Raw genomic sequence first — 25,874 nt, forward strand, 5'->3', positions numbered from 1 at the left:
GCATTCGACGGCGAATGTGTCAAAAGATTGACACGAATCACGGATTCATGATTCAGTCATGAACAAACTGAAATGGAAGGATTCTCCCGAGCGCCGGTGTCAGCACGGCGTTTTTTCCCCTGTTGGACCCAAGGAAACCCCAACGATGATGAGCTTTCGCAAGCCCGGATGGATGCTGTCCGGTGTGTTGTGTGTCGCATGCCTGCCGGCGATCGCTGCAGCGCAGGAAGCAGCTACCAGCAGTTCCAAGGTCGGTATCGACCCTGCCACCGGCAAATTGCGCCCGCTGACCGACGCCGAGAGCGCGGCACTGGATCAGCAGGCGGCTGCAGCGGCCTCCGCAGCACGCAGCAGCGCCGCACGCAGCTCGGTTCCGCAGACCGAAGCGGCCGCGCGCGCGACCGAGCGGCGCCTGCCCAATGGCACCGTGGCGCGCAAGTTGCCGGCCACCCAAATGAGTTCGCTGACGGCAACCCGCCAGGCCGATGGACGCATCGTCATCGAACACAGCGACGACGCCGACACCACCCAACCCACCCACGCCGAGCACGGAGCGCTGCCGCATGAATAAGCCCTTGTTGCTGTTGTCCCTGGCCGTGGCGGCCGCATTGGCACCGCTGCACGCCCGGGCAGCCAATGTCACGCTGATCAATGGCGATGCCGGCACCGTGGTCGGTTTGAACGACCCGACCGCTGCCGCACCGCTGGGCGGCAACCCGGGCCGCACGATCGGCGAGCAACGCCGCATCGCATACCAGTACGCCATGGACCTGTGGGGCGCGGTGCTTCAGAGCAATGTCGAGATCAAGGTGTATGCCTCGTTCGCACGGCTGACCTGTACCGCCACCGGCGGCACGCTGGGCCAGGCCGGCCCGAACTGGATCGTCAACAACTTCCCCGGCGCCAAGGCCGATACGCTGTATCCGTCCGCGCTGGGCGATGCGATCGCCGGGCAGGACCTGGTGCCGGATCCGGCCGATCCGGCCGACGTGTTCTCGCAGTTCAACGGCGACCTGGGCAAGGACGATTGCCTGGCCGGTTCGGGCTGGTATCTGGGCCTGGACGGCAAGACGCCCGAAGGCCAGATCAACTTCCTCAACGTGGTGATGCATGAGATCGGCCACGGTCTGGGCGCGGCGGGCTTTCTCAACAAGACCACCGGCGTGCTGGGCTCGGGCAGCGGCCTGACCGACGTCTACACCTCGCAGGCCTACGACAACGTCCAGAACAAGCGCTTCGACGACCCGACCATGACCAACGCCCTGCGTGCCGAAGCGATGCGCACGCCCGGCCGTACGGTTTGGGCCGGGACGCGCGTGAACCGCGAGGCGGCGCTGATCCTGGATCCACGCACGCTGCTGCGCGTCACCGCACCGGCCAGCGCTGCGGGCAAGTTCGAAGTGGGCTTTGCCAGCTTCGGTCCGCTGGCCACCGCGGCCAATTTCCCGGCGCGTTCGGTGGTAACGGTCAATGACGGCGTGGCGGCCGCATCGGCCAGCGATGGCTGCGAAACCCCGTTCGTCAATGCGGCCGATGTGGCCGGCAAGGTGGCGCTGATCGACCGCGGCACCTGCGCCTTCGCGATCAAGGTGAAGAATGCGCAGCTCAACGGCGCGGTGGGCGTGATCGTCGCCAACAACGCGGCCGGTGTACAGACGATGGGCAACGCAGCACCGCCGATCACCGACATCACCATCCCCGCCATCATGGTCTCGCAGGCCGACGGCGCGCGCCTGAAGGGCAGCACTGCGGTGGTTGCGGCGCTGTACGAAGATCCGCAACTGCTGCAGGGCACCGACAGCGCAGGCCGCACGCGGCTGTACTCGCCCAGCGTGGTGGCCGGTGGTTCGACGTTCTCGCACTTCGATACCGATCTGCAGCCCAATGCCTTGATGGAACCGTTCGACACACCGGAAGTGCAGGCGCACGTGAACATCGACCTGACCCCGGCGCTGTTTGCCGACATCGGTTGGACCTTGAACACCGGGCCGGCCAAGTTGGGCACCTGCAACACCCTGGTCCCGACGGTGGAAACCGGCGGCCTGATTCCGGGTGCGAACGTGTCTGCCGAAAGCAGCCTGTGCAAGACGCAGAACGCCGGCAACCGCCTGGGTTACCTGACCTGCATGGACGAACACGCGCGCGAGCTGCAGAGCCAGGGCGTGATCAGCCGCGTACAACAGGCAGCGGTCTTCGTCTGCGCCACCAAGGTGCGTCCGTAAGCGCCGAACGCGTGATGGGATGCAATGCGAACGGCGCCGGAAGGCGCCGTTCGTTTATCTGCTGCCGCGTGGTGGCGCGCAGGCCAGGCGGTCCCTGCAGCGTGGCGGCGATGCACACCACGTCGCAGGCGAGCATGCGGACCCATGCACGCGCGGCATCCCGTCGCCTGCGCGCATCCGCTGCAGCCCCTGCTGCGCGCCTTCGGAGCGAGGCACCAGGTTTGCCGTCACCTCAATGCTCCGCCGCATACGGCGAGGTCAGCACCTGCGGCGCACGCCCCAGCGCAGCGCCCAGGCGATCCATCACGAAACGCAAGTAGAGGTTGCTGCTGAACTGGTTGTAGTCGCGTGCATTGTTGAAGGTCAGCCGCCCGCCCAGAAACAGCTGCGGGGCCACCTGCCATTCGGCCGCGCCACTGAGGTTGTAGGACACGCCGGTGCGGCTTTCGCCCGCATACACCGGGTCGGTGTAGCGATTGACCAGACCGAGCAGCGCGGCCAGCGACGCGGCGTCGTAGGCGGCCTGTTGCAAGGTCGGGTCGGTAGGGAAATACGGCGAGGCCTCGGTGCTGAAATGCTGCACACCGACGCTGGCGTCGACCTTCCAGTTCACCGTCTGCCCGGCCGTGCGCCCGCTCCAGTGCACCGGGAACCCCAGGTCCACATAGTCCTGCGGGCTGAAGTAGCCACCGTGCCCGTAAGTGAAGCCGCTGAGATTCTTGTCGTACTGCATGGTGGTCAGATTGACGCCGGCGGTGAGCGATTGATGCTCGGTCTCCAAGGCATGCACGTAGAAGCCCAGGTCGACCTGGCGATGGTCGTTGTCGGCCACGTGGTTGCCCTGCAGGCGGTGCGCGGCAAGGTTGGCGTAGCCGCCGAGCAGGCCGTTGTCGGCAGTGGCCGACAGCGAAAGACCGGTGCTGGTCACACCGCCCCATTCGCGCCCGCTGCGCGCGTCCTGCGCACCGGCAAACGACAGCACGCTATCGGTGACTGCACGCCGCGAGGCCTCGGCCGACCAGCTGACGGTGTCACCGAGCTCGCCGCGATAGCCCACGCCACCGATGAGGTTCTGCTCCTGGAACCCGATCGGCGTACTGCCCACGTCGGCACTGAAACCGCCATTGCGATACCGCACGCCGACGCCCACGCCGGTGTCGTCCTGGCTGAGCCGGCGGCTGCCGTTGCCGCTGGCGGCCATGGCATTGAGCGTGTCGGCCAGGCCGGTCGGCGTCTGCTGCGCGGCGGCTGTGCTGCCGGCCAACGCGCGCAATGCGGCAGCATCGCCTGCACCCAGCTGTTCGCTGAGCGCGGCATTGCCCAGGATGTCGCGTGCCAGCTGCGCAATCGGCGTGGTGGAGGCGTTGATGCTGAGCAGGTAGGCCGGCAGCGGCTCGTTGGCCAGCGCCGCCAGCGCGGCGGCATTGCTGTTGTTGTGCTCCACCAGCAGTGCATTGAACAGGCCGGTATTCAAGCTGTACCGGCGCAGGCGTTCGCGCGTGGCGGCGGTATCGCCTTCGGTGGCGAGCAGCTGATACACCGGCGAATCGACCAGCGTGTCGATCGGGCCACGGTTTGCGGCCAGCGCATCGCCGATGGCGCTTTGCGGGCCGGTGCCGAAGCGGCTGGCGGTGGCGTAGTCGGTGCCGAGCGTGCCGGCATCCACCACGGTCGGTGTCAGCGTGACGCCGAGCTTGCCCTCGCCGACTGCGAATTCGGCCTGCACCGGCATTTCGATGTCGTCCAGACGGCCCAGGCCGTCTTCGCCGTCGCGTGCGCGATACAGCGCGCCGCCGGCAAGGCCGTCGCTGTTTTCCGCCTGCACGGCGCGCAGTTCGTCGAGCACGCTGTTGCCGCTGCTGCGCGCAGGCAGTGCTTGCGCGAGGTTGCTGCGCGGCTGCAGATCGCTGCCCGACACAGGCGGCAGCGTGCCATGCGAGGAAGCGCGCAAGCGGCTGCCGGGCGCAGGCAACGTGGAAAGCACGGTGCTGGCGCGCACCGGTTGCGGCAACGCGTCGCTCCTGATGTCGGCGGCAGCATTGACGGGTGCGGCAGGCGCGACAGGTGCCGCGCTGGGCTGCATGGCGAGCGGCGCGATGGATGCGACAGGCGCGGTCGCGACATCGGTGTAGGCGCTGCCGGCGTCCATGCGTTCGGACAGCACCGCCGGCGCACGCGGCATGGCGCCGGTCATGCCGGAGAATGGGTTGAGCGGGCGACCGGATGCGGCGACGGCAGCCGGGCCACGTGCAGACGCCAGGCCATTGTCGAGCTGCCCGGCCTGACGTTGCTGCGCGGCCAGCGCTGCACGGAAATACTGCTCGGCCTTGCGGTTCTTGCCGGCACTGCGGTACACGCGGCCGGCGGCCGCGAGCACCTCCGGCGACTCCGGTGCCTGCGCCAACGCGCGTTGCAGATAGCTCTCTGCATTGCGCAGGTCCGATTGCGCGGCGGCGCTGTTGGCGGCAGCGGTGAGCGTGTCCAGATCGCTGGGCTGACGTTGCAGGAGCTGCTGGTAGATCGCCAGCGCCTGGCGGTGCTCGCCGGCGGCCGCGTACAACCGCGCGAGCGCGGCCTGTGCATCGCGGTTGTCCGGCTGCTGGGCCAGTATTGGCGACAACGCGTCGTAGGCGCCTTCCAGATTGCCGAGCTCACGCAATGCATCCACCTGCCGCAGCGTGTAGGCGCTGCGCAGGCCTTGGTAGCGGCGCAGCTGCTCCGGGGTCAGGGTGGTGGCCTGCAGCTGACGCAACACCGCCGAGAGCTCGGCGTCCTGATGCGCGCGCAGCAGCACGCTGGCGTATTGCAGGCGGTCTTCGGTGCGCGGGTTGGCGCCGGTGACCAGCCGCTGGGCCAGCACCAGCGCGCGCTGGGTGTTGCCGGCGTCGGCATGCGCGCCGGCCAGGGCGGCCAGCAGTTGCGGATCGTCGAGCTGATTGCCCAGCGCCGTTTCGGTACGCGCCAGCAACTGCTGCGCCTCGCCCACCCGGCCCTGCGCGACCAACTGCCGCGCCTGACGCGCCTGCAATTCGATCCAGGCGGTGGCGCGCAGCTGGGCCATCGCCGGCGTGCGTGCCGCCGATGGAATGCGGTCCAGACTGTCGTAGGCGTCCTGCCAGTCGCCGCTTTCCTGCGCCAGCAGCGCATTGGCGTGCAGCGCCTCGGGTTGGTCGCCATGGACGGCGAGCAGGCCGTCCATCACGCTGCGCGCCTGATCCGGGCGGCCAGCCTGCTGGTACAGGCGCGCCAGGTCGAGACGGATCCAGGCATCGCCGGGGCGTTCGACCATGGCCGCTTCCAGTTCGGTTTGCGCGCTGACCGCATCGCCGCCATCCAGAAACTGACGCGCACGGGCGCGCTGCACGTTGGAGCGCAGCAAGGCTTGGCCACCGGACTTGGCGCGCTCGGCCGCCGGCAGCCGGTCGAACAAGGCGCTGGCTTCCTGCAGGCGGCCCTGGCGGCTGTACAGCCCGACCAGGCCCTGCAACGCGCCGGCATTGTCGGCCTCGCGCGACAAGGCTTTGCGATAGCTGGCTTCGGCAGCAACCGGGTCGCCGGCGGCCTGCACGTCGCCCAGCGCCACGTGTCCGGCCGGCTCGTTGGGCAGCAGCTGCACCGCCTGCTCTACCAGCTGGCGCGCCTGCGCCAGATCGCCGCGCGCGCGCGCCGCTTCAGCCTGCTGCAGCTGCTGCCAGTAATGGGCACTCTCCAGCGCGCTTTTCCATTTGCCGTTGCTGGCCGCGGCCGGTCGCAGCAGTTCCTGCGCCTCGGCAAAACGCTGCTGACGCAGACGTACCGAGCCCAGGCCGCCGAGCGCTTCGGGGTCGCGCGCACGTGCACGCAAGACCTGGGTAAAGCGTTGTTCGGCGGCGCTCAGATTGTTGGCGCTCAACGCGCGAAAGCCTTCGCCCAGCAGCGCGCCTTTGGGATCGGCCGGCGTGGTGGCCGTCGTGCGTTGCGCACGCAGCTGGCCGAGTTTGGCGGCCACTTCGGCATCGTTCGGGGTACCGGCAAGAAACGCTTGGTATAGCGGCGCATCGGCCATGCCGGTGTTGAGCCACAGCAGCGCCTGGCGCCAGCTGCTGCGTGCCGGCCCACCCACGTCCGCGCGCTGGGCAAGCGTGCGCAATTGCGCAATGCCGTCGCGGCGGGTGGGTTCGCGGTAACTGAGGACCTGCGCCAGCGCCAGCTGCACGGACGGATTGCCCGGGTCGCTGGATTGCAGGCGTCGCAGGCCGTCGCGGGCGCGCTCCCAACCGGTGGGGGTGCCGGCCAGCGATTGGTAGTACTCCAGCGCCAGGTTCGGCGGCGGCGACTTGCCGGCGAAGGCTGCTTCGTAACTGCGCGCCGCTTCCACATAGCGCCCGGCAGAGGCGGCACGACGTGCATTGCGCAGATTGGAATCTTCGCCCGCGTTGCTGCTACCGCGCGCGCCGATCGCCACGCGCAGGCGCTGCGCCTGCGGCGATTGCGGATGCGCGCCTTCGAGTTGCTGCAGCCGCTTGCGCGCTTCGGACTGGCGCCCCTGCGCCAGATCGATCTGGGCCAGGCCGAGCAAGGCGTCGGGTTGGTCCGGGTCGATGCCGAGCAGCTTCTTCCAGGTATCGGCGGCCAGATCGTCGCGACCCTGGTCGTGCCAGTAATTGCCCTGCTCCACCAGCTGCTGGGCGGCACTGGTCTGCGCGTGCGCTGCCGGTGCGGCGAGCAGGCACAGCGCGAGCATTCCGGCGAGGTAGAACGGCTTCAGGTCGTTGCGGCACATGCAGGGGTTCTCCAGGCGGGCAACAGGCGCCCGTCTGCGGCGAAGCGGTAGCGGTTCTCAAGCCATCCCTGTCCGAACAGGGCCAGCGTGCGTTCGAAATACGGCAATGCAGCGGCGGCCGGTTGCGTGGCGGCGGGCACCCGCTGCGCCTGCGCCTTGAGCAGCGCGGGCTTGCCCAGTGCGCTCAGGTACGGCAGCAACGCCGCAGAAAATCCTACCGGCAGGGCGCCGGTGCCCACACCGCGCGCGGTGTCGATCTTTTCGGCCGGCGTCTGCTGCGCGGCGAGCAGGTCGGCCGGTCCGGACAGGTCCTTCAGCAATCGCGCGCGCAGCGGCTCGCCAGCGTCCAGCATGCCGGCCCACAGGTACACGCGGATGGCGTCGTAACTGCCGACATTGCCGCGCTTGGGATCGGCATTGAAGGTCTTGCCGTCCCACACCGTCCAATCCGGGGCAAACCCCACCGGCGCGCTGTCACGCAGCAGGCGCGCGCTGTTGGCGGCAATGGCAGCCCATGGGCCCTTGGGGTCGGCATTGGCGCAACGACGCAGCACCTGGATCGGCAGATAGCTGGGATTGAGCGTCCAGCGCCCGTTGTCGACGAAACCGGTGCGGCCCGGCAGCAGCATCGGGCCCAGCCCGGGCAGCGTGCCCACTTCCTGGGTGCGGATCAGCTGCAGCATCTGCTGGCCGGCCTTGAGGTAGCCCGGGCGGCTCCACAACCGTCCGGCTTCCAGCAGCGCATAGGCAATCCACAACTCGCCATCGCTGGCGGTGTTGGCGTCCAGCACGCGCCAGGCGCCGCTGCCATCGCGGCCCCACAGCCATGCCGGCAGGTTGAGATCCGGGCGGCCGCCGCACAGGTTGTGGCGGGTCCAGCTCAGCACCTTGTCGAACAGCACCTGGTCGTTGTTGACCAATGCGAAGAACAGCGCATACGACTGCCCTTCGGAGGTGGAGCGTTGATCGGGATTGAGAAAATCCACCACCCGCCCATCGGGCTGGATGTGCTTGTCGACAAAGGCGCTCCACAGCGGCCACGGCCCGCACTGGCTGGGCGCCGCCAGCGCGGCTGCCGGCAGCAGCGCGGCCACGCCGGCCAATGCGCCTGCATGCAGCAGGCGACGGCGCGTCATGCCACCGGTATGTGCGTGCGCGCTCATGCACCGCCACCGTCGTTGAGGCGCTCGGCGGTGTGCCTGCGCAGCAGCACGCGTGCGGCCAGGGCCAGCAACAACGCCAGCAGCACCACGGTAAGGGCCAGCCACACCGGGTGGTGCGAGAAATACCAGCGCAGCCAGGTCGGCAGCGGCAGATGCCCCACGTAATAGGTCTGGTTGCCGACCAGACTGGTGACTTTTTTCTGCTGCAGCACCACCACGCTGCCCTGGAAATCCTTGAGCAGGGTCGGGTCGAACCAAGCATCGAACAGGCGGCTCATGTTGGCCGGGTCTTCGGTCTGGAAGGCGAGCACGCTGCGGCCGGCTGCCAGTGGCGACTCGAAGCCCATCAGCAGGACGTCGTCCGGCTGCGGCTGCAGGGCGATCTCGGCGGTGGTGGGCAGGTCGGTGCGGCGCGCATCGAAGGAGAGAAAGCGCGGCAATCGTTCGAACAGCCAGTCGGTCAGCGCAAAGCGGGTCGCCCGCCCGTCCTGGCCGATCGGCAGATGCGCGCGCCACTGCTTGAACAACGGTTGCGATTCGGCGCTACCGAGCAGCAACAGATCGCGGCCTGCATGCTGCTGCACTGCGCCGGCGCCGATGATCTGCGCATGCAGCGCCGGGTAACCGGTGGAAGCTCCGAAATGCCCGAGCAGGGTCAGCACATTGCTCAGGTCCTGATCGCCGGGATTGTTGGGCAGCACGATGGTGGATTCGGACAAGTCCGCCAGGCGCGTGAACGGGTAGCCGGCATTGGCGAACGCCGCCAGGTTCGGCATCGCCATGTAGTGGTGGAAGCCGCTCAGGTCGATGGTGGAGTCGGCATCGATGGCACCGGACACATCCGGGAAGGTGTTCTTGCACGCTTCGCCCCGCGGGCGATCGAAGAAGAAATGGAAGCGCAGTTGACTGTTGGCCGAAAACGCACCCACCGGCAGTGTCAGGTCCTGATGCACCGGCATGCTGCCGCGCGTCCCCAGGCTGTTCCACCAGCGCATCGGCGTGGACTGAGCGAATGGGCGACCGGTCAGCGGCAGCGTGGTCACGAACGATTCGTTGATGCTGACATTGAGCGCGGATTTGTTGTCCTGCTCCGGCAGCGTGTAGCGGTAGTTCAACGCAACCGGGATGCCGTCGCGTTCCCACACGAACAGGTCCGGCGGCAGTTGCAGGCCGACCCGGATCAGGTCGGGGTGATAGCCGGTGACGTTGAGCTGGCTGGGCTGGGTGACCAGATCGCCGAAGCGTACCGGACTCTCGCTCGACACCCAGTTGGGCGCGTCGTAGGGCCGCCGCGGCGCAGGCGCGCTGATGTCGCCGATGCGGGCCACCGCACCGGTCAACGGTGCGCGCAAGGCCAGCGCGGTGGCGGCACGCTGCAGGTCTTCGCTGTTGCGGCCGAGCACCAGCAGCAGCTTGCCGTTGCGATCGTTCGGGTTGGCCAGCACGGCCACGGTGGGGCCGCGGATGTCGGCCACGCCGCTGTCGGCGGTCGCAAATTGCGCGGGCAAGGTGCCGGGCGTGGCGAAGACGACCGCGTTCCCGGACGCCGGCAAGGCCTCGGTGGAGGCCGGGAACACCGCGCCACGGTAGCCGGCCAGGCTACCGAACCACGAGGCCACCGTGCCGGCCGCCTGCAACGTGGCCGTGTCCGGGCGCTGCGGGAAATAAAACGGCAATTCCAGCCGGCGCGTGTCGCGTACATCGAAGAACGGCACCGGCAGCAACGCCAGATTGTTGGCCAAGGCCAGCGGCGTGGTGGTCAGCGACAGGCTGGTGGCCGCATCCACATTCGCCCACAGGCTGCTGTGGTCGGGATCTTCGCAATCGCGCGTGTAGTGGCCGATCAACTGCAGGTTGAGCTGGTTGTAATCGGTGACCAGGCGCGGGTCGATCGGCAGATCGGCCGAGAGCAACTTGCCGGCGTTGGCCTTGTCGGTGGGCAGCGTGGCCACGGTGACGCCGTTGATGGTGACCTTGAGGTGCGACAGGTCGGGCAACAGCGAGGGCGAGTAGCTGTATTTGAGATTCAACGTGGCCGCGGTGACGATCTCATCGCTGCGCACGCTGAAGGGCACGCCGGCGCTGCCCTGCACCCCGCGCAAGGTGATTTCGTAATCAATGCCCAGCTCGCGCAGTGTTGCCGCACGCGTGCTGCCGCCTGGCAACGGTGCCGCTGCGAAGGCGACGGGCACCTGCGCTGGGGTGACTGCCTGCATCTGGCTGCCTGCCTGCGCAGATGGCGTTGCAGGCATGGGCTGCGCCTGGGCCAGGCCTGCCAGCAAGGTCAACGCACAGCTCAACACAGCCGGGAATATCCGCATCAGCGGCATCTTGGTAAAGGAAAGGGAAACACCACGCATCACACTCACGACTCCAGATCCACCGGGCGCCTCGGACGAAAGCCCTGCCGCGCGCTGTCCACGATATGCCCGCCCAGTCGCCCGAATCCGCGTGCACTGGCTTCCAACACCTGGCCCATCGAGCGCCAGAACGCATCGCGGTCGTGCTGGCCCCACTGCGACAGCCAGATGTCGGCGCGCGCGAAGGTCGACGCCACCAGCCAGCGCTCCTGTTCCATCGACATCTGCGTGAACTGGATGCTGACCTGTCCATCGCGATCCTGGCGCACCACCGCCGGCAAGGTCTGCTCCACGCCACGGTGGCTCAGGCCGATCTGCACCGGCAGACCCGGCTCGATCGGCTGTGGCTGCGCGAGCGTGATCGCCATGCCGCCCGTGGAAAAATTCACCGAGCGACTCGGCAGCACACCGCCGTCGGGCAGATACAGGGTGACCGGCACATCCAGCGGCACACGGTGTGCGCTGCGCACCTGGCGCGTTTCGCTGGCGGTGGCAATCGTGGCGCCCAGCAGCACCATGTTGTAGAGCGTCCAGGCCAGGTTGAACCAGATGGTCTGCTGCTCGCCGCTGCCACCCACATAGATCAACCGCAGCACGCCAGCCACCACGCCCACCACGTTGAGCAACAACAGGAACAGATACGGCTTGGCGATCTGCGCGTCGAAATAGCTGCGCGACACCAACCCACCCTTGGGCGTGACGTTGAACTTGCCGAGTTTGGGATTGAGCAGGGCCACCAGCGTGGGACGGAAGATGTACCAGGCCAGCGTGGTTTCATAGACCTCGTTCCACAGCAGATGGCGGAAGCGGCTCTGCACGCGCAGGTTGGTCAGGTTGGCCTGCAGGATGTGCGGCAAGGCGTAGGCCAGGATCATCAACGCCGAGGCCTGGATCACGTGCGCGCCGAAAAACAGATAGGCCAGCGGCGCAGTCAGATAGATGATGCGCGGCAAACCATAGAAGAAGTGCAGCATCGCGTTGAGGTAGCACAGCCGCTGCGACAGTTTGAGCCCGCGCCCCAGCAAGGGGTTGTCGATGCGCGCGATCTGCGCCATGCCGCGCGCCCAGCGGATGCGCTGCGCCACGTGGCCGGACAAGCTTTCGGTGGCCAGACCCGCCGCCTGCGGCACGGCCAGGTAGGCGGTGCGGTAACCGCGGCGCTGCAGCTTGAGCGCGGTGTGCGCATCTTCGGTGACCGTTTCCACCGCCACGCCGCCCACTTCTTCCAGCGCGGTGCGCTTGATCACCGCACACGAGCCACAGAAGAACGTGGCATTCCACTGGTCGTTGCCATCCTGCAGCAGGCCGTAGAACAACTCGCCTTCGTTGGGCACCTTGCCATGCGTGTCCAGGTTGCGTTCGAACGGGTCCGGCGAAAAGAAATAGTGCGGCATCTGCACCAGTGCCAGCTTGGTGTCGTGCAGGAACCAGCCCATCGCCACCTGCAGAAAACTGCGGGTGGGAATGTGGTCGCAATCGAAGATGGCCACATAATCGCCACTGCACTTCTTCAACGCGGCATTGATGTTGCCGGCCTTGGCATGCGCGTTGTTGGTGCGGGTGACGTAGTTGATGCCGACCTCGGCGCAGAACGCGCGAAACTCGTCGCGACGGCCGTCGTCCAGCAAATGGATGGTGATCTTGCCGGCCGGCCAATCGATCACGCTGGCCGCCAGCACGGTGGTGCGCACCACCGACAGCGGCTCGTTGTAGGTCGGGATGAACACGTCCACGCTGGGCCACAGGCGCTGGTCGGCCGGCAACGGCACCGGCTTGCGGTTGAGCGGCCACAGCACCTGGAAATAGCCCAGCACCAGGATCACGAAGGCATACAGCTCGGCGCCAAGCAGGCCCAGGCCGAGGATGAAATCCACCGCGCTGCCCACGCCCATGGTCTGGGTCATGCGCCACCAGATGTAGCGGCACGACACCGCCAGCGACATCCCCATCATCATCAGGATGACCACCCGCCCGCCGCGGTTGCGCACCGCCAGCGCCACCGCGAACAACACGCCGGAAAACACCAGCTGCTGCGTCACATCCATCGGCACGGCCACCACGAACACCAGCAGCAACGCACCCAGCAACCACAGCGCCCAGGTCGCCAGCGTCGGCAGCGGTGATGCGCAATGGCGGTTGGCAGCGGTCATCAATCGTCCTTCAGGCATGGCGGCGTGCGGCACAACAAGCGACAAGCGCACCGGCGCCTGCAGCGGGAAACAACGGGCAACAGGTCAACGCGAGCGCAGGCGCTTGAGCGGGCTTTGCGCGCAGCTGCGCGCATCGGCCTGCAACAGGCGCTGGAACAAGCGCTCCAACGGCGTCTGCGCCGGCCGATCGGCCGGCTGCACGCCGCGCGGCGCAGGTTCGTCGAGCTGACGCAATTTGCGCAGCGGGGCGAGCGCATCCGGCACCGGGTCTGCTGCCGTCACGACGGGTTGCAGCGAGCGCTCTGGCGCCGGTACGGCGGCCGGCATGCCCAAGTTCGGCGTCGGCGCGGCAACCGCCACCGGCGGCTGCACGGCGTCGGGCGCAACGGTGACCGGTTCGACCGCTACAGGCGCACCGGCCTGCGGCAGGCTGCAGGTGCGCGGCGACAGCTGGGTGTAGGCGAAATCGTGGTATCCCTGGCTCGCCGGCGTCCCCAAACGCGCGAACAGGCCCGACACATCGTCATGTTGGGGTGCGTCCTTGCCCTTCCTTGCTGTCATCACACTCTCCTTGCCCGATCAGACATGCTCATGCCGTGCGCGCCAACACCAGGCGGCGCAGATCGACGGTGTCGCTCGGCACGCTCTGCACCGCCAGACCCGCCAGCATCCCCAGTTGCTGAAACCACCCCTCGTAGACACCCTGCAAAAACCCGTCGCTCCACGCGGCGCCATTCAGCGCGACGCTCAACGGCGCCCCCGCGTGCCGGATCTGCACATGGTCGGTGTATTCCTCCAACACGCACTGGCCCCAATCGCAGCGGTCCCAGACCGCATTGGCCGCGAGCTGCGCGTCGTCCAGCGTGGCGCACGGCGCAAGCCGCTGTTCGCGTGCGAAGCGCTGGCCGATTCGCGCCATCAACAGGGCCAGATCGTCCTCGGGCAACTCGGCGCCGAACTCCTCGGCCATCGCGCGCACAAACCCCAGCCATTGCCGGGAGCAACTGCGCGTACGGTATAGCGGCAGCGGGTCGAGTGCGCTCATTCAACAGACTTCGCAAGGAAAAAGGGCCGTCACATGCGACGCATGCACCCGATGTGATGCATGTGTGATGCATGTGTGATGACATGTTAGCGGCCGCCATCCTCGAATCGAGATCTGCGTCTCACTTTTTTCGGGCATTCCCCGACAGCGTGTAGGGAATTTCTGTAGCGGGTGGCGACGCGCGCCAGTCAGTCCCCGCCGGCATCGCCCCGAACAATCATCCCTCTGCCATCGGCGGCAGTCCGAACACGTCGCGCAGATAGCGCAGATACCCGATGTCCTCGCACATGCTCTTGCCGGGCGAGTCGCTGAGCTTGGCCACCGGCTGGCCATTGCAGCGGACCATTTTGATCACGATCTGCAGCGGCGTCGGCCCCAGATCGTTGGTCAGGCTGGTGCCCACCCCGAACGCCAGCCGGCAGCGCGTGTGGAAGTGCTGGTACAGCCGCATCACCTTGTCGATATTGAGCCCGTCGCTGAACACCAGCACCTTGGTCCGGGGATCGACGCGGTGCGCTTCCAGATGCGCGATGACGCGCTCGCCCCATTCGAACGGGTCACCCGAATCGTGGCGCATGCCATCGAACAACTTGCAGAAATACAGATCGAAATCGCGCAGGAACGCATCCAGCCCAACCACGTCCGACAACGCGATACCCAGATCGCCACGGTATTCGCGCGCCCACGATTCCAGCGCCGCCACCTGCGAATCGCGCAGCCGCGGCCCCAACGCCTGGAACGCCTGCAGATACTCGTGCGCCATCGTGCCCAGCGGGGTCAGCCCGTACTGCTTGGCGAAATACACGTTGCTGGTGCCGACGAACTGTTCGCCCAGGCCATCGCGCAGCAGCGGCAGCAACTCGCCATGCCATTGCCGCGAGTAGCGCCGCCGGGTGCCGTAGTCGGCGATCTTGCAGCCGGCCGGCATGCTGCGCAGGCTCGCCACCTTCTCGCGCAGGCGGCTGCGGCCCTCTTCGAAATCCGGCTCGGAGGTATTGCGAAACCACACCTCGTTGATGATCGCCAACAGCGGCACCTCGAACAGGATGGTGTGCAGCCAGGGGCCACGGATGGTCAGCTCGATCTCGCCCGGATGGGTGGCCGATGCGGTCAGGCTCAGATACTTGCGATCCAGATGGAACAGCGCCAGGAAGTCGGCGAAGTCCGGCTTGATGAAGCGCAGGCTGCGCAGGTAATCCACTTCGTCCTCGCGCAGCCGCAACCGGCACAGCGCATCGATCTCGCGCGAGATCTCATCGACGAACTGCGCCAGATCCACGCCGGGGGTGCGGCACTTGAAGCGGTAATCCACCTGCGCTGCCGGGTGCTGGTGCAGCACTGCCTGCATCATGGTGAATTTGTACAGGTCGGTGTCGAGCAGCGAATGGATGATCATGCCGCCGGATTATGCCCTTGGCGGCGATGACAGCGCGTGCAGTGCGCAAGCCGCGTGAGAACGCAGCGCACCTGTGTCGTCAGGTAGACAGCCGCGATTGCCAAGCTGGGCCAGCGCGTTCCAACCCGTTCTGCGCAGCGCAGCCGCTGGCGGAAGGAGCACGTCGGAAGGCATGCAACGTGACGCCAGCACGTGCAGCTGCACCCGTCTGACGCACAGCACAGGCGCACGCCATGCACGTGCAGCGCGATCTAGCGCGACCGGCAACCAGAGCGAGCCCGCATCACGTGACGTGGCCGGCGTCAGAAGCCCAAGCGTGCGAGCGGGTTTCTGGCGATCCCGGGCACTGGCCGCGCCCCGACGCTGCGGCGAACGCAGCTGTTCGCCAGTCGCCCTCAGCGCGCCAGCACCTGCTGCGCCGGCTTGCCCTGCACGGTGAAATCGCTGTCGCCCGGGCCGCCGGCCTTGGGGTCGGTATACCAGCACCACAGCGCAATGCCTTCCACGCCATGCGCCTGCAGTACCTTGCGCCACTGCTGCAACACCTGCAGCTGTAGGCGCGTATCGACGGCGGCCGTGCGCTGCTCCGGGCTTTCCCACGGCGCCGCCAGACTACCGCGCGCCGAACGCAACCCCAGCTCGGCCACCCACACCGGCTTGCCCACGCGCTGACCCAACTGCTGCAGGCGTTGCGCCGCGGCGGTCATTTCAGCGCTGCGTGCGTCGGCAGCTTCGGACAGGCGCGGATACAGGCTGGTGCCCACCGCATCGAACAACGACCAGTAACGGAAGCTCTCGGCATGCTCCATGCCGTCGGCCACGTACAACAGTTTTCCGTGGTAGACCTTGCGCACTGCCGCGACCAACGCCGGCCATTGCGGCGCGTCCTGCAACTTGCGCAACTCGGTGCCGATCACCAACGCTTCGGCGTGTTCGTCCTGGGCCAACCTGGCCAATGGCAGCAATGCCTGCTGATAGGCCGCAAACCACGCCGCCGGGTCGGTGGGCGCGGCATCGCCGGCCCAGTGTCCCGGAATCCAGACATGCACCTTGAGCGTCGGCTGCAATCCAGCCTGCAGGCTTTGCCGCAACGCAGCGCGCATGGCGTCCACACTGCTGTCGCTGCCCAGCACCGGGTCGTTGGACTGCGGGTTGGCCTGCCACACGAACGCGACCAGCAACGCCTTGCTGGCCCCCGTCTTGGCCAGTGCGTCCAGCGACTGCGCTGCAGCCTGACTTTCCCACGGGGCGTTGGCGGACACCTTGACGTTGGCGCCCATCCAGGTCGGCGCGGCGGCATTGCAGCCGTTTGCCAGCAGACACACGCCGATCAACGTTGCGACGCTTAGAACGCGCTTGAACATGCAGCAGACACCTCGGCATTCGGCGGCGCCGCGTGCCGGGAGCACGCCGTCGCACGCAAGGATGCACTGTTCTTGTCCTGCGGCACCGCCGTGACCGCTGCCGGGTTGGCCGGCTCGGCAGTGTCGGCCGATGCCGTTGCAGCCGGGGCCACCGCAGCGCTCTGGGCCATCGCCGGCTGCATCACCCCAGCCTCCTGCGTAGCGGGAGCGGCCGCCGCACGCACCGGCAACGATACCGGCGTCGTCATGACAACGGCCTCGCCCTGCATCAGGGCCTGTTCGTCGGGCGCTGCGGCACGCATCCAGCTACCCCAACCCTGCGGTTGTGCCCAGATCGCACCCACCAGGCCCAACACCAGCAATCCGGCCGCCTGGCCGCGCTGGTCGGCGTGCAGCGCACGCAGCAACAACGCCGCCGGCACCCACAACAGCAGCAGGGCATCGAAGCCAGCCCAGCCGAACGCGAACGACAACGCAGCCGCGCAGATCACGGTGCCGGCACTGGCCACCACGCCACGCGCCAACGCACCGCTGCGCGCACGCGCCACCAGCGCAAGCACCGGGAAGCACGCCACGGCCGCCACACCCCAGCGGACCGCCGGCAACCAGCCGTCGGCATGGCCGGCCAGTGGCAACGGCAACGGATGCGACGCCTGGGCAATGCTGGACAGCGTCGGCCACGGCGCATTGAACACGACCAGATTCACGTAGGCCCACATGCCGACCAGGAATGCGAACGGCAGATAGCACACCAGATAGAACGAGCCTGGTGCCTTGCGCAGCATCTGCGGCGGCATGACCAGCAGCAGCCACGGCGCGACCATTGTCGACAGCGCCAGCGTCTGCAGATCCAGGCACAGCAAAATGCACAACCAGCCCGCAATGCGCAGATAGGTGAAGGCTTCCACCGGCGCCTGCAAGCGGCGCAAGGTGCGGCACAAACCGTAGAAGGCCAGCAACCCCACTGCCTGGCTGCCGCCGGCAGCGATCGGCAGCAGGAACAGCGGGTTGCAGCCCACCAGCAGCGTCAGCGCGCTGGCCCAGCCGCGCCCGAACACGCCAGCCAGATCGCGCCACAGCAGCGACAGGAACAGCGCGTTCGCAGCCACCGCGACACATGGCCAGACCTGGAACGGCAGATTCCAGCGATGCAAGGTGAGATCGACCGCCCACGCCAGCAACCCGGTCGCCGGCACGCCGATGTCCGGCGCAAGCGCGGGCGTCGTGGCCACCGACTGCACCAGCAGCGGCTGGCTCAGCAGCGACAGCGCCACCACGGCGATGAGAAACGCCGGCAGCCCGCTCTCGCGACGCTGCGCAACCGGCTCACTCTTCGAGTGCGGCGCGGCGCTCGTTTTCCGAATGCTTGCTGATGCCATGCGTGGTCTTCTCCCAATAGAACGGATTGTGGATCAGCTGCCAGAGACCCTTGTAGGCGGCGATCGACTGCAACGCCCAGTAGAACGGCACCGTCAGTGCGTACGGCGCCAGCTTGAAGTAGTCGCGCTTGAACGCTGCAACCAGCGTGATGTAGATGAAGAACGCATTGGCCAGCAGCAGATTGACCAGCGAGACCCCCGCCAGCCACGGCGGGAAGAAGCGTTCGAACATCGTGGTGCCGGTCAGCGCCCACGCCGCGTACAACGCCCAGAGCACCGGCACGCCCAATGCGGTGAAAAAACCGCCGCCGATGAAGAACTGGAACCCCCAAAATCCCTTGAAGCCGGTGCTGCGATACAGATGCACCGGGTCGCGCATGTGCACCAGCCAGGTCTGCATATAGCCCTTAAGCCAGCGCGACCGCTGCCGGATCCAGTTGGGAATGCTGACGTTGGCTTCTTCGAAGGTGGTGGAATTGACCACATTGACGCGGTATCCGTTCTGGATCAGCCGCACGCCCAGATCGGCGTCTTCGGTGACGTTGTACGGATCCCACGCGCGCACCTGGCGCAATACGTCCAGACGGAAGTGATTGGAGGTGCCACCCAACGGAATCGGAATGCGCAGGTATTCCAGCGCCGGCAGGTAAAAGTCGAACCAGAGCGTGTACTCCAGCGTGAACATCCGCGTCAGCCAGTTTTCGTCGGCGTTGTAGTAGTTCAGCCGCGCCTGGATGCACACCACATCCTTTTCGGCCTTGCGGAATGCCGCAACCACGCGCTTGAGCTGGTCCGGCTCGGGCTTGTCTTCGGCGTCGTAGATGGTAAGCAGCTGCCCACGCGCAAAATGCAGTGCGTAGTTGCAGGCCTTGGGCTTGGTCTTGGGCTGCGACGGCGGCACCCGGATGATTTCGAAGAACGCTTCCAGGCCGAGTTTCTTGGCCGCTTCGATGGTGTCCAGGTCGTCCGCTTCCAGCACCAGCTTGACGTCCAGCTTGCTGATCGGGTAATCCAGCTTGCGCAGCGCGTTGGCCAGGATCGGCAGGACTTCCGGCTCCTTGTACATCGGCACCAGCACGGTATAGACCGGCAGGTCGTCGTCGCGCAGCGCGGCCACCTCGTCTTCGGTGACCTTGATGTCGATGCGATGGCGCGAGCCGAACCACACCAGCAGCAACTTCAACCCGAAGGTGGCCAGAAAGCCCAGCGCCACCAGCACGTTGACGGCAATCAGGGCCGGCACCGGGAACAGCACCAACGTCGCCAGCATCACCGCCGCCAACGCCCACAACGCGAACTTCTGCCCGCGCGTGATGACCTGGCGTGCCGAATACGTCGGCGCATGCGCCGCAAGCAGGTTCAGCGCGTTGTCGGTGAGCTGCTCGTCGGCATAGCGCTGCAGGCTCCAGATGATGTCGAACTTGGCGGTACCGACAAAGCGCACGTCTTCGCCGTAATGGGCACGTGCCCAGGCGAACAAGGCCGGATCCGGATCGGCTACCGCCAGCACCAGCACACCGTCCTCGCGCCGCCACGGCAACACCAGGCGCTGCGCGTAGCTATCCAGATCGCCGGGGGTGAGCAGCGCAGGATCCGGCGGCTGCTGCACCAGATCGATGAATTGCAGCCCGAAGTGCGCGGCAACGATGGCGTAGAACCGCTGCGCCGGCACGCCGCGCTGGGCCAGGATCACATCGCCAAGGCGCGAATTCCAGCGTTGCTGCAAGGCCAGCGCCGAGCGCAGCTGTTCATCGGTGATGACGCCTGCAGACACCAGCGCACGACCCAGCAGACCGCGTTCGCGGCCGATGTCCGGTGCTCGTCCCAGCGCGTCCGTTTCGCAGGTGACCGTCATGTGCGGCCCCTCAGAAACGCCACCAGGCGGCCACGAATGGCCCGCCCGCGGCACCGGTGTTGCGCCCCATCACCGGCTGCTGATACCCCACCTGCCATTGGCTGCCACCCGGCGCCGTGTACAGCGTGGACAACTGCAACTTGGTGAGATCGTAGTTGGTGCCGGTGGCGACGAAGCCCACGCCGCCACCGCTACCGGCAACATCGAAGTTGCCACGCCCGTTGCCCAACCCCTGGATCACATTGAGTTCGCCCAACAGCAGCCAACTCGGGGTCAGACTCAGACCTGTGGACGCGTCTACCCGCAGTTCGTCGGACGCCGCGCTTCCGCGCAGGCGGACCGCACCCCCCAGATCGACATAGCCGTTGCGGCCGCCCAGCGTGTAGCCACGGCCGCGGCTGTAGCGCAGCTCAAGGCCATAGTCGCCCAGGCCAAGCGCAGGGTCGGAATTGGCAGAAGGATTGTTCGGGTGGTAGGTCTTGCTGCGCCCATACGCGGGGATGCTCACCAGGGCCTGCACGGCACTGCGCCAGACATCGTTCTGCGCGCTCGGCAACGCATAGCGCAAGCCGATTTCCTGATCGGCAAAACCGGTCGTCGTGGTTTGCTGACGGCCGTTGACGGCATCGTGGTTGCTGAAACCCACGTCGTTGAAATAGAAGTTGCCGATGAAGCTGAGCTTTTCGGTCAGACCATGCTCGACGTAGACGTTGAGCTGGTCCTGACGGCTGCGGCCATTGCCATCGAACTGCTGGCCGTCGCCGAAGGTCGTGCGGTGGTGGCTGTCGTCGAACCACCCGCGGCCATCGCTATGCAGCGCCTTGACGATCACCAGGGTGTCGCCCTGCGGCTGGGTCCACGCACCGGCCAATGCGGTGCCTGGCAATGCGGCCAGCACACAGCTCAGTGCAAGCGCCGATGCCAGGACCGACAGCGCACGCGGTTGGGTTGGATGGGGATGACACGGCGAGGCAATCGAACTGGACTGCAGCGGGGTAGCGCACGACCGACGTACCCGCCTTTGCGGGTCGTTCTGTAAAGACATTGCACGATTCCTGATGGGGGACCCGGAAGGGACAGGAAGCTAGGGTTGATCACACTTCGGGGCGAAACGTATCACAGTTGCGGCCGGCGCCCCATCACCGACTTATCACAAATTTAACGCGATCCAACTCATTTGTTTTGCAACAAACGCGGCACCTGGGCCACTGCGTGGATCCAGATCGCAAGCCACACGCCAAGCCGCGTCGGCAGCCCGCGTCGATCGGCCTCGAATTTACGAAAATAGCGCCACAATCCACGATGTTTGTGCCACTCCACAAAGAACGGCCGCGCGCGGCTGGAGACCCCGCGTACGTGGAGCACCTGCAGATCGTTGGCCACCGCCACCAGAGCACCTGCCTGGCGGGCGCGCCGGCACAGATCCAGGTCTTCAGCATGCAGCCGGTAATTGCCGTCCCAGCCGCCCAGCCGGTCGAACAGGCTGCGCTGCATCAGCATCAACGCCCCGGAAATGGCATCCACCGGCTGCAAGGCGCGCGACGGATCGGCCGGCACCGCCAGATTGGCGGCGGCGCGCGGCGCGCGCAGCATCGCGGCGAAGTCAGGGTCGCGGCGGCGCACGGCCGCATCCGGGCGCCCCTGCTCATCCACCTGCTCCACCCCCAGCAACACCGCCGGATGTCCCGCTGCCCGGTCGTACAGCTGTAGCAAGGTATCGCGCGCGACCATCAGGTCCGGGTTGATGAAGACCAGCCAGGGTGCCTGCGAATCGCGCGCGCCCTGGTTGCAGGCAGTCGCAAAACCAGGGTTGTCGGGATTGGCGATGAAATGCAGCCGCGCATCGGCCAGGGCATGACGCTGCACCACTTCCAGGGTGTCGTCGCTGGAAGCGTTGTCGACCACGCGGATCTCGCTGATGCCCTCGGCCGCGCGCAATCGCGACAGGCACGCATCGATGGTGCTGCTGCTTTCATAAGTGACGACGACGGCGGCGATCTGGACGGGAGTCATCCGGCCATTATCCGGTGCCGGAGCGGCGCAGCGCCATCTTGGGTTGGCCGATGCTCGCTGCGCGACAGGCGCTGCCGCGGCCGCATCGCGCCGACGTCCGGACGCGATTGGAACGGCGCCACGCTTCCGCTTGCACGCAGTGCCCGGGCGCGAACGCGCCTTGCAGCATGGCGACCCACCGCCGCAAGGCGCATACTGCGCGCCCGGAGCCGCACGCGGTTTCCGTTGCCACACTTTTGTGCGACCGGCAAACCGACTGCGCAGCCAGGCAAGCGCGGGCAGCACGCGATGCATGTACCAGGGGTACATCTGCGTCAGAGCGCGTCGTCCGCCTGCACCTGATCGCCAGCCGGGTTGCAGGTTGCTTTTGGTGCACTCCCACACCTGATTGTTGAGATGACGGTTAGCGACCTTGCGGTTTCGCGCTGCCTTTTCATTGCTTGCATCGCCGCGACCTGATGGCGGATGCGATGCGACAACGGCCCGGCAGCGCCGTTCTTGTTCTTGCCGGCGCGCGCGCCGCGTCCGCCGGCTTACTCCCGATAACCTGGTCTATACCACTCACCGGCGCAGCACGGTTGCCGCGCCCGTCGGGAGTCAGGCCATGAACGTGCCGCATCAGGTGCATGGCATGAGCCTGGAACTGGCATTGCCGGACTGGCCAGTCCTGACCACCGATGAAATCCATCGCGTGCTGCAGCGGTTTGCGGCGGTGGGCCACCTCACTGCGGTGCGCTGGCATAGCGCGCGCCCGTTCTCGGCAGCGGCCTGCGTGGACACTGCAAGCGGCCCGGTCATCGTCAAACGCCACCACTGCAGTGTGCGCAGCGTAGCCGCGCTGCGCGAGGAACACAGCTTCATGGCCCATCTGCGCTGGGCCGGCGCGCCGGTGGTGGAGGTGCTGCACGACGCCCGGGGCCGCACTGCGCTGGCGCACGCCGATTGGGTGTACGAAGTGCAGCGGGTGGGTGCGGGGCACGACCTCTACCGCGATGCATTGTCGTGGACGCCGTTCTCCGATGTTGCGCATGCGCGGGCGGCCGGCGCCGCGTTGGCGCAACTGCATTGCGCGGCCCAGGGTTTCGATGCGCCGGCACGCTCCACCAGCGTGCTGGTCGCCAATCTGCGATTGTTTGCCCAGGCAGACCCCCTGCAGGCGTTGCACGATGCCTTGCCAACGCGGCCGCACCTTGCAGCAGCCCTTCAGGACCGCCCCTGGCCAGACGATCTGGCCACCCACCTGCTGCCCTGGCATGCGCAGGCGTGGCCGCTGCTGTCTGCGCCAGGCGCGCTACCGCCGCTGTGGACCCACGGCGATTGGCATGCGTCCAACCTGCTGTGGGACACCACCGACGGAGCCACCCGCGTCAGCGCCATCTTCGATTTCGGATTGAGCGATTGCAGCAGCGCGCTATTCGATCTGGCCACCGCGATCGAACGCAACCTCATCCCCTGGTTGCGGCTGGACACCGGCGCACGCGCGCAGGCCGAGCTCGACCAGCTCGACGCGCTGCTGGAGGGCTACGCGCAGCATCGCCCACTGGACGCAAACCACTTGCACCGCCTGGCTGCGCTGCTGCCGATCGTGCATGCCGACTTCGCCTTGAGCGAAATGGAATATTTCGCCGGCATCACGCGTTCGCCCGCCAATGTCGATATCGCCTATCACCGCTATCTGCTCGGCCACGCGGACTGGTTCGCCAGCGCCGATGGCCAGCACCTGCTCGCGCATCTGCACGCACGTGCGCGCCGGCTGCCGTGAGCAGCTTCCTTTCTCTGTCGAGTCCTGCCCAATGTCCGTTGCCTTCCCCCTGCTGTCCCGCTGCCCGCTCGCGCTTGCACTGGCATTGTGCTGCGCCCCCGCACTGGCGCAGCAACAACCCGGCGCCGATGCGGTCGAACTGGACGCGGTCAACGTGCGTGGCGAGCGCGCGCAGACCAGCACGGCATTGAGCGGATTTGGCGCCACCCGGCTGCTGGACGCCCCCGCCTCGATCGCGGTCATCGATCGTGCGCAATTGCTCGATCGCCAGGCACGCGTACTCAGCGAGGTCTTGCGCGCCGATGCCTCTGCCGGCGATGCGTATGCGCCGATCGGCTATTACGAAAACTTCGTGGTGCGCGGCTATTCGCTCAATGCCGCCAACAGTTACCGCATCAACGGCATGAGCGCGGTGGGCGAACAATCGATCGCACTGGAAAACAAACAGCAGGTGCAACTGCTCAAGGGCCTGGCCGGGCTGCAATCGGGCGTCAACGAACCGGCCGGACTGATCGACTACCGCACCAAGCGACCCGAGCACGTGCGCAGCGTCACCCTGGGCACCGACGAACAGGGCTCGCGCTATGTCGCCGCCGATCTGGGCGACTGGTTCGGTGCCGAACGCACGCTGGGCTTACGCGTCAACGCCGCACGCGAAGACATCGACAGCTATGTCGATCACGCCGACGGCTACCGCAATTTCCTGTCGCTGGCCGGCGACTGGAAGATCACCCCGCAGGCGCTGCTGCAGCTGGACGTGGAGTATCAGCACCGGCAACAGCGCTCGGTGCCCGGCTATCAACTGCTGGGCGGCACGCAGGTACCGCGCGATATCGATGTGCACCGCCTGCTCGGCTACCAGCCGTGGGCGCGGCCAGTGGAAATGGATTCGCTCAACGCGCAGCTGCGTTACGCCTACCAGTTCAACGACGACTGGCGCGCCACCGCCGAAGCATCGCGCAGTCGCTCGAAGATCAACGATTTCTCTGCATTCGCCTGGGGCTGTTATGGCGCGGCAAGTTGCGCCGACATCGCCACGCCGAACTTCTTCAGCGCGCAGGGCGAATACGACATCTACGATTACCGCAGCCCCGACGACACCCGCATGCACGATCAGCTGCGTGCCACGCTCGAAGGACACGTCGCGACCGGCGCGTTTGAGCAACACCTGAGCATCGGCGGCGAGTGGCTGCGCCGCACCATCGACCGTTTTGGTTCGGTCAACGAATTCGTCGGCAGCGGCAGCATCGATCGCGACCCGGAGGTCTTTGCGCAGACCGATGTTGCGCTGGACCCCAAGCAGCGCCGTCTGGACAGCCGCCAACGCGCGCTGGTCATGGCCGACCGGATCGGCCTGGGCGCGCAGTGGGAACTGTCGCTTGGCGCGCGCTACGTGCAGCTGGACGAACGCAGCTTCGATCGCGACGGCCTGCTGGAGCGACGCACGCGCAAAGACACGGTACTGCCGCAGGCGGCGCTGCTGTTCAAACCGCAGCAGAACATGTCGCTGTATGCCAGCTACGCCAAGAGCCTGGCGGCCGGCGGCACGGCGCCGTGGTTTGCCGATAACGCCGACCAGATCCTGCCGCCCACCAATGCATACCAGCTGGAAACCGGCGCAAAGATCGACCTGCAGGGCCTGCGTCTGGGCGCGGCACTGTTCGACATCCGCCAGGCCTATCAGTTCACCCAACCGCAGGCCGATGGCGGTCTGCTCTATGTGCAGCAGGGCCGCCTGCACAACCGCGGCCTGGAGCTATCTGCCGACGGTGCGGCGACCCGGCAGCTGCGTCTGTTCGCCAGCGTCGCGGCAATCCGCGCGCGTGCAGAGGACACCGACATTGCCGAGTACGAAGGCCATCAGGCGATCAACGTGCCTAAGCTGCGCGCCAGCGTGCAGGCCGATTACAGCGTGCCCGGTATCGATGGTCTGGCCCTGCTGGGCGGTGTGCAATACAGCGGGCGCAAGTTTGCCGACCGCCTCGGCAACGCCAGCGTGCCGGCCTACACCGTGGCCAACCTGGGTGCCCGCTACGCCACGGCGCTGGGCGGGCTGGCGACCACCTGGCGCGTGAACGTGGACAACGTGTTCGACAAGCGCTATTGGCGCGATTCCGGCGAATATCAGGGCGATGCGTATCTGTTCCCCGGTGCGCCGCGCACCGCACGGCTGACGGTGCAGGTGGATTTCTAACCTGCACTGTAGGCACACATTGCGCGCCCTGCCGTGCATGCACAGGAATGAGGGGGAATGCGCTGTCGGGCAGCGTCGACAGCCGGTCACCGGCGCTGCCAGCTCGCCTGCGGATTGTGCTCGTGGACGACGAGGTGCCGTGTTCCAAGGCTGAACTGTATGCACCGTCGTCCCAACGCCTCCTACGCCGCAACACGTTGACCTATCAC

General features: G+C 66.8%; 16 protein-coding genes. 4 read left to right on the forward strand and 12 right to left on the reverse strand.

Annotated features, from left to right (window positions below):
* Positions 1-145 precede the first annotated feature (145 nt).
* Positions 146-571, forward strand: coding sequence for a hypothetical protein (locus J7396_RS10265; protein ID WP_014091040.1), 426 nt, complete (start codon positions 146-148; stop codon positions 569-571).
* Positions 564-2,222: a PA domain-containing protein gene (locus tag J7396_RS10270; RefSeq protein ID WP_065627756.1), complete on the forward strand. Its 1,659-nt coding sequence runs from the start codon at positions 564-566 to the stop codon at positions 2,220-2,222. The genes J7396_RS10265 and J7396_RS10270 overlap by 8 nt, the downstream gene beginning before the upstream one ends.
* A 232-nt stretch (positions 2,223-2,454) precedes the next feature.
* Here the strand turns inward: J7396_RS10270 and J7396_RS10275 are convergent, their stop codons facing one another.
* The 12 genes from J7396_RS10275 to J7396_RS10330 form a co-directional block, all read right to left on the reverse strand.
* On the reverse strand, positions 2,455-6,984 hold the full coding sequence (locus J7396_RS10275; protein WP_209261398.1) for a cellulose biosynthesis protein BcsC: 4,530 nt from the start codon (positions 6,982-6,984) through the stop codon (positions 2,455-2,457).
* Positions 6,966-8,147 carry a cellulose synthase complex periplasmic endoglucanase BcsZ gene (gene bcsZ / locus J7396_RS10280; RefSeq protein ID WP_109290712.1) on the reverse strand — a complete coding sequence of 394 codons (1,182 nt, stop codon included), beginning with the start codon at positions 8,145-8,147 and terminating at the stop codon, positions 6,966-6,968. The genes J7396_RS10275 and bcsZ overlap by 19 nt, the downstream gene beginning before the upstream one ends.
* Entirely contained in the window at positions 8,144-10,468 is a 2,325-nt protein-coding gene (bcsB, locus tag J7396_RS10285) for a cellulose biosynthesis cyclic di-GMP-binding regulatory protein BcsB (protein ID WP_244669612.1), read from the reverse strand. The genes bcsZ and bcsB overlap by 4 nt, the downstream gene beginning before the upstream one ends.
* A 44-nt stretch (positions 10,469-10,512) precedes the next feature.
* Positions 10,513-12,657, reverse strand: a complete 2,145-nt coding sequence (gene bcsA / locus J7396_RS10290; RefSeq protein ID WP_055026843.1) for a UDP-forming cellulose synthase catalytic subunit — start codon at positions 12,655-12,657, stop codon at positions 10,513-10,515.
* A gap of 84 nt (positions 12,658-12,741) precedes the next feature.
* Positions 12,742-13,218: a hypothetical protein gene (locus J7396_RS10295; RefSeq protein WP_011348568.1), complete on the reverse strand. Its 477-nt coding sequence runs from the start codon at positions 13,216-13,218 to the stop codon at positions 12,742-12,744.
* Positions 13,219-13,246: 28 nt separating this feature from the next.
* Positions 13,247-13,702 (reverse strand): hypothetical protein, encoded by a 456-nt coding sequence (locus tag J7396_RS10300; RefSeq protein ID WP_008573758.1) that lies wholly within the window; start codon positions 13,700-13,702, stop codon positions 13,247-13,249.
* A 217-nt stretch (positions 13,703-13,919) separates the two neighbouring features.
* Positions 13,920-15,098, reverse strand: coding sequence for a nicotinate phosphoribosyltransferase (pncB, locus tag J7396_RS10305; RefSeq protein WP_008573756.1), 1,179 nt, complete (start codon positions 15,096-15,098; stop codon positions 13,920-13,922).
* Positions 15,099-15,493: 395 nt separating this feature from the next.
* A complete protein-coding gene (locus J7396_RS10310; protein ID WP_008573755.1) occupies positions 15,494-16,462 on the reverse strand; it encodes a hypothetical protein in 969 nt (322 codons plus the stop codon).
* Entirely contained in the window at positions 16,444-17,739 is a 1,296-nt protein-coding gene (locus tag J7396_RS10315; protein WP_008573754.1) for a hypothetical protein, read from the reverse strand. Before J7396_RS10315 ends, J7396_RS10310 begins: the two co-directional genes overlap by 19 nt.
* A 49-nt stretch (positions 17,740-17,788) precedes the next feature.
* Entirely contained in the window at positions 17,789-19,696 is a 1,908-nt protein-coding gene (locus J7396_RS10320; RefSeq protein WP_008573752.1) for a glycosyltransferase family 2 protein, read from the reverse strand.
* A gap of 10 nt (positions 19,697-19,706) precedes the next feature.
* The gene (locus J7396_RS10325; protein ID WP_209261399.1) at positions 19,707-20,741 is read right to left on the reverse strand and encodes a hypothetical protein; all 1,035 of its coding nucleotides are present in this window, start codon (positions 20,739-20,741) and stop codon (positions 19,707-19,709) included.
* Positions 20,742-20,869: 128 nt separating this feature from the next.
* The gene (locus J7396_RS10330; protein ID WP_011348572.1) at positions 20,870-21,709 is read right to left on the reverse strand and encodes a glycosyltransferase family 2 protein; all 840 of its coding nucleotides are present in this window, start codon (positions 21,707-21,709) and stop codon (positions 20,870-20,872) included.
* 604 nt (positions 21,710-22,313) lie between these two features.
* Here J7396_RS10330 and J7396_RS10335 point away from each other — a divergent pair.
* Positions 22,314-23,471 carry a phosphotransferase gene (locus J7396_RS10335; protein WP_065627752.1) on the forward strand — a complete coding sequence of 386 codons (1,158 nt, stop codon included), beginning with the start codon at positions 22,314-22,316 and terminating at the stop codon, positions 23,469-23,471.
* A 31-nt stretch (positions 23,472-23,502) separates the two neighbouring features.
* Positions 23,503-25,665 (forward strand): TonB-dependent receptor, encoded by a 2,163-nt coding sequence (locus J7396_RS10340; protein WP_109290707.1) that lies wholly within the window; start codon positions 23,503-23,505, stop codon positions 25,663-25,665.
* Positions 25,666-25,874: the final 209 nt, after the last annotated feature.

Source organism: Xanthomonas sp. A1809 (assembly GCF_017746015.1).
GTDB lineage: Bacteria > Pseudomonadota > Gammaproteobacteria > Xanthomonadales > Xanthomonadaceae > Xanthomonas > Xanthomonas euvesicatoria.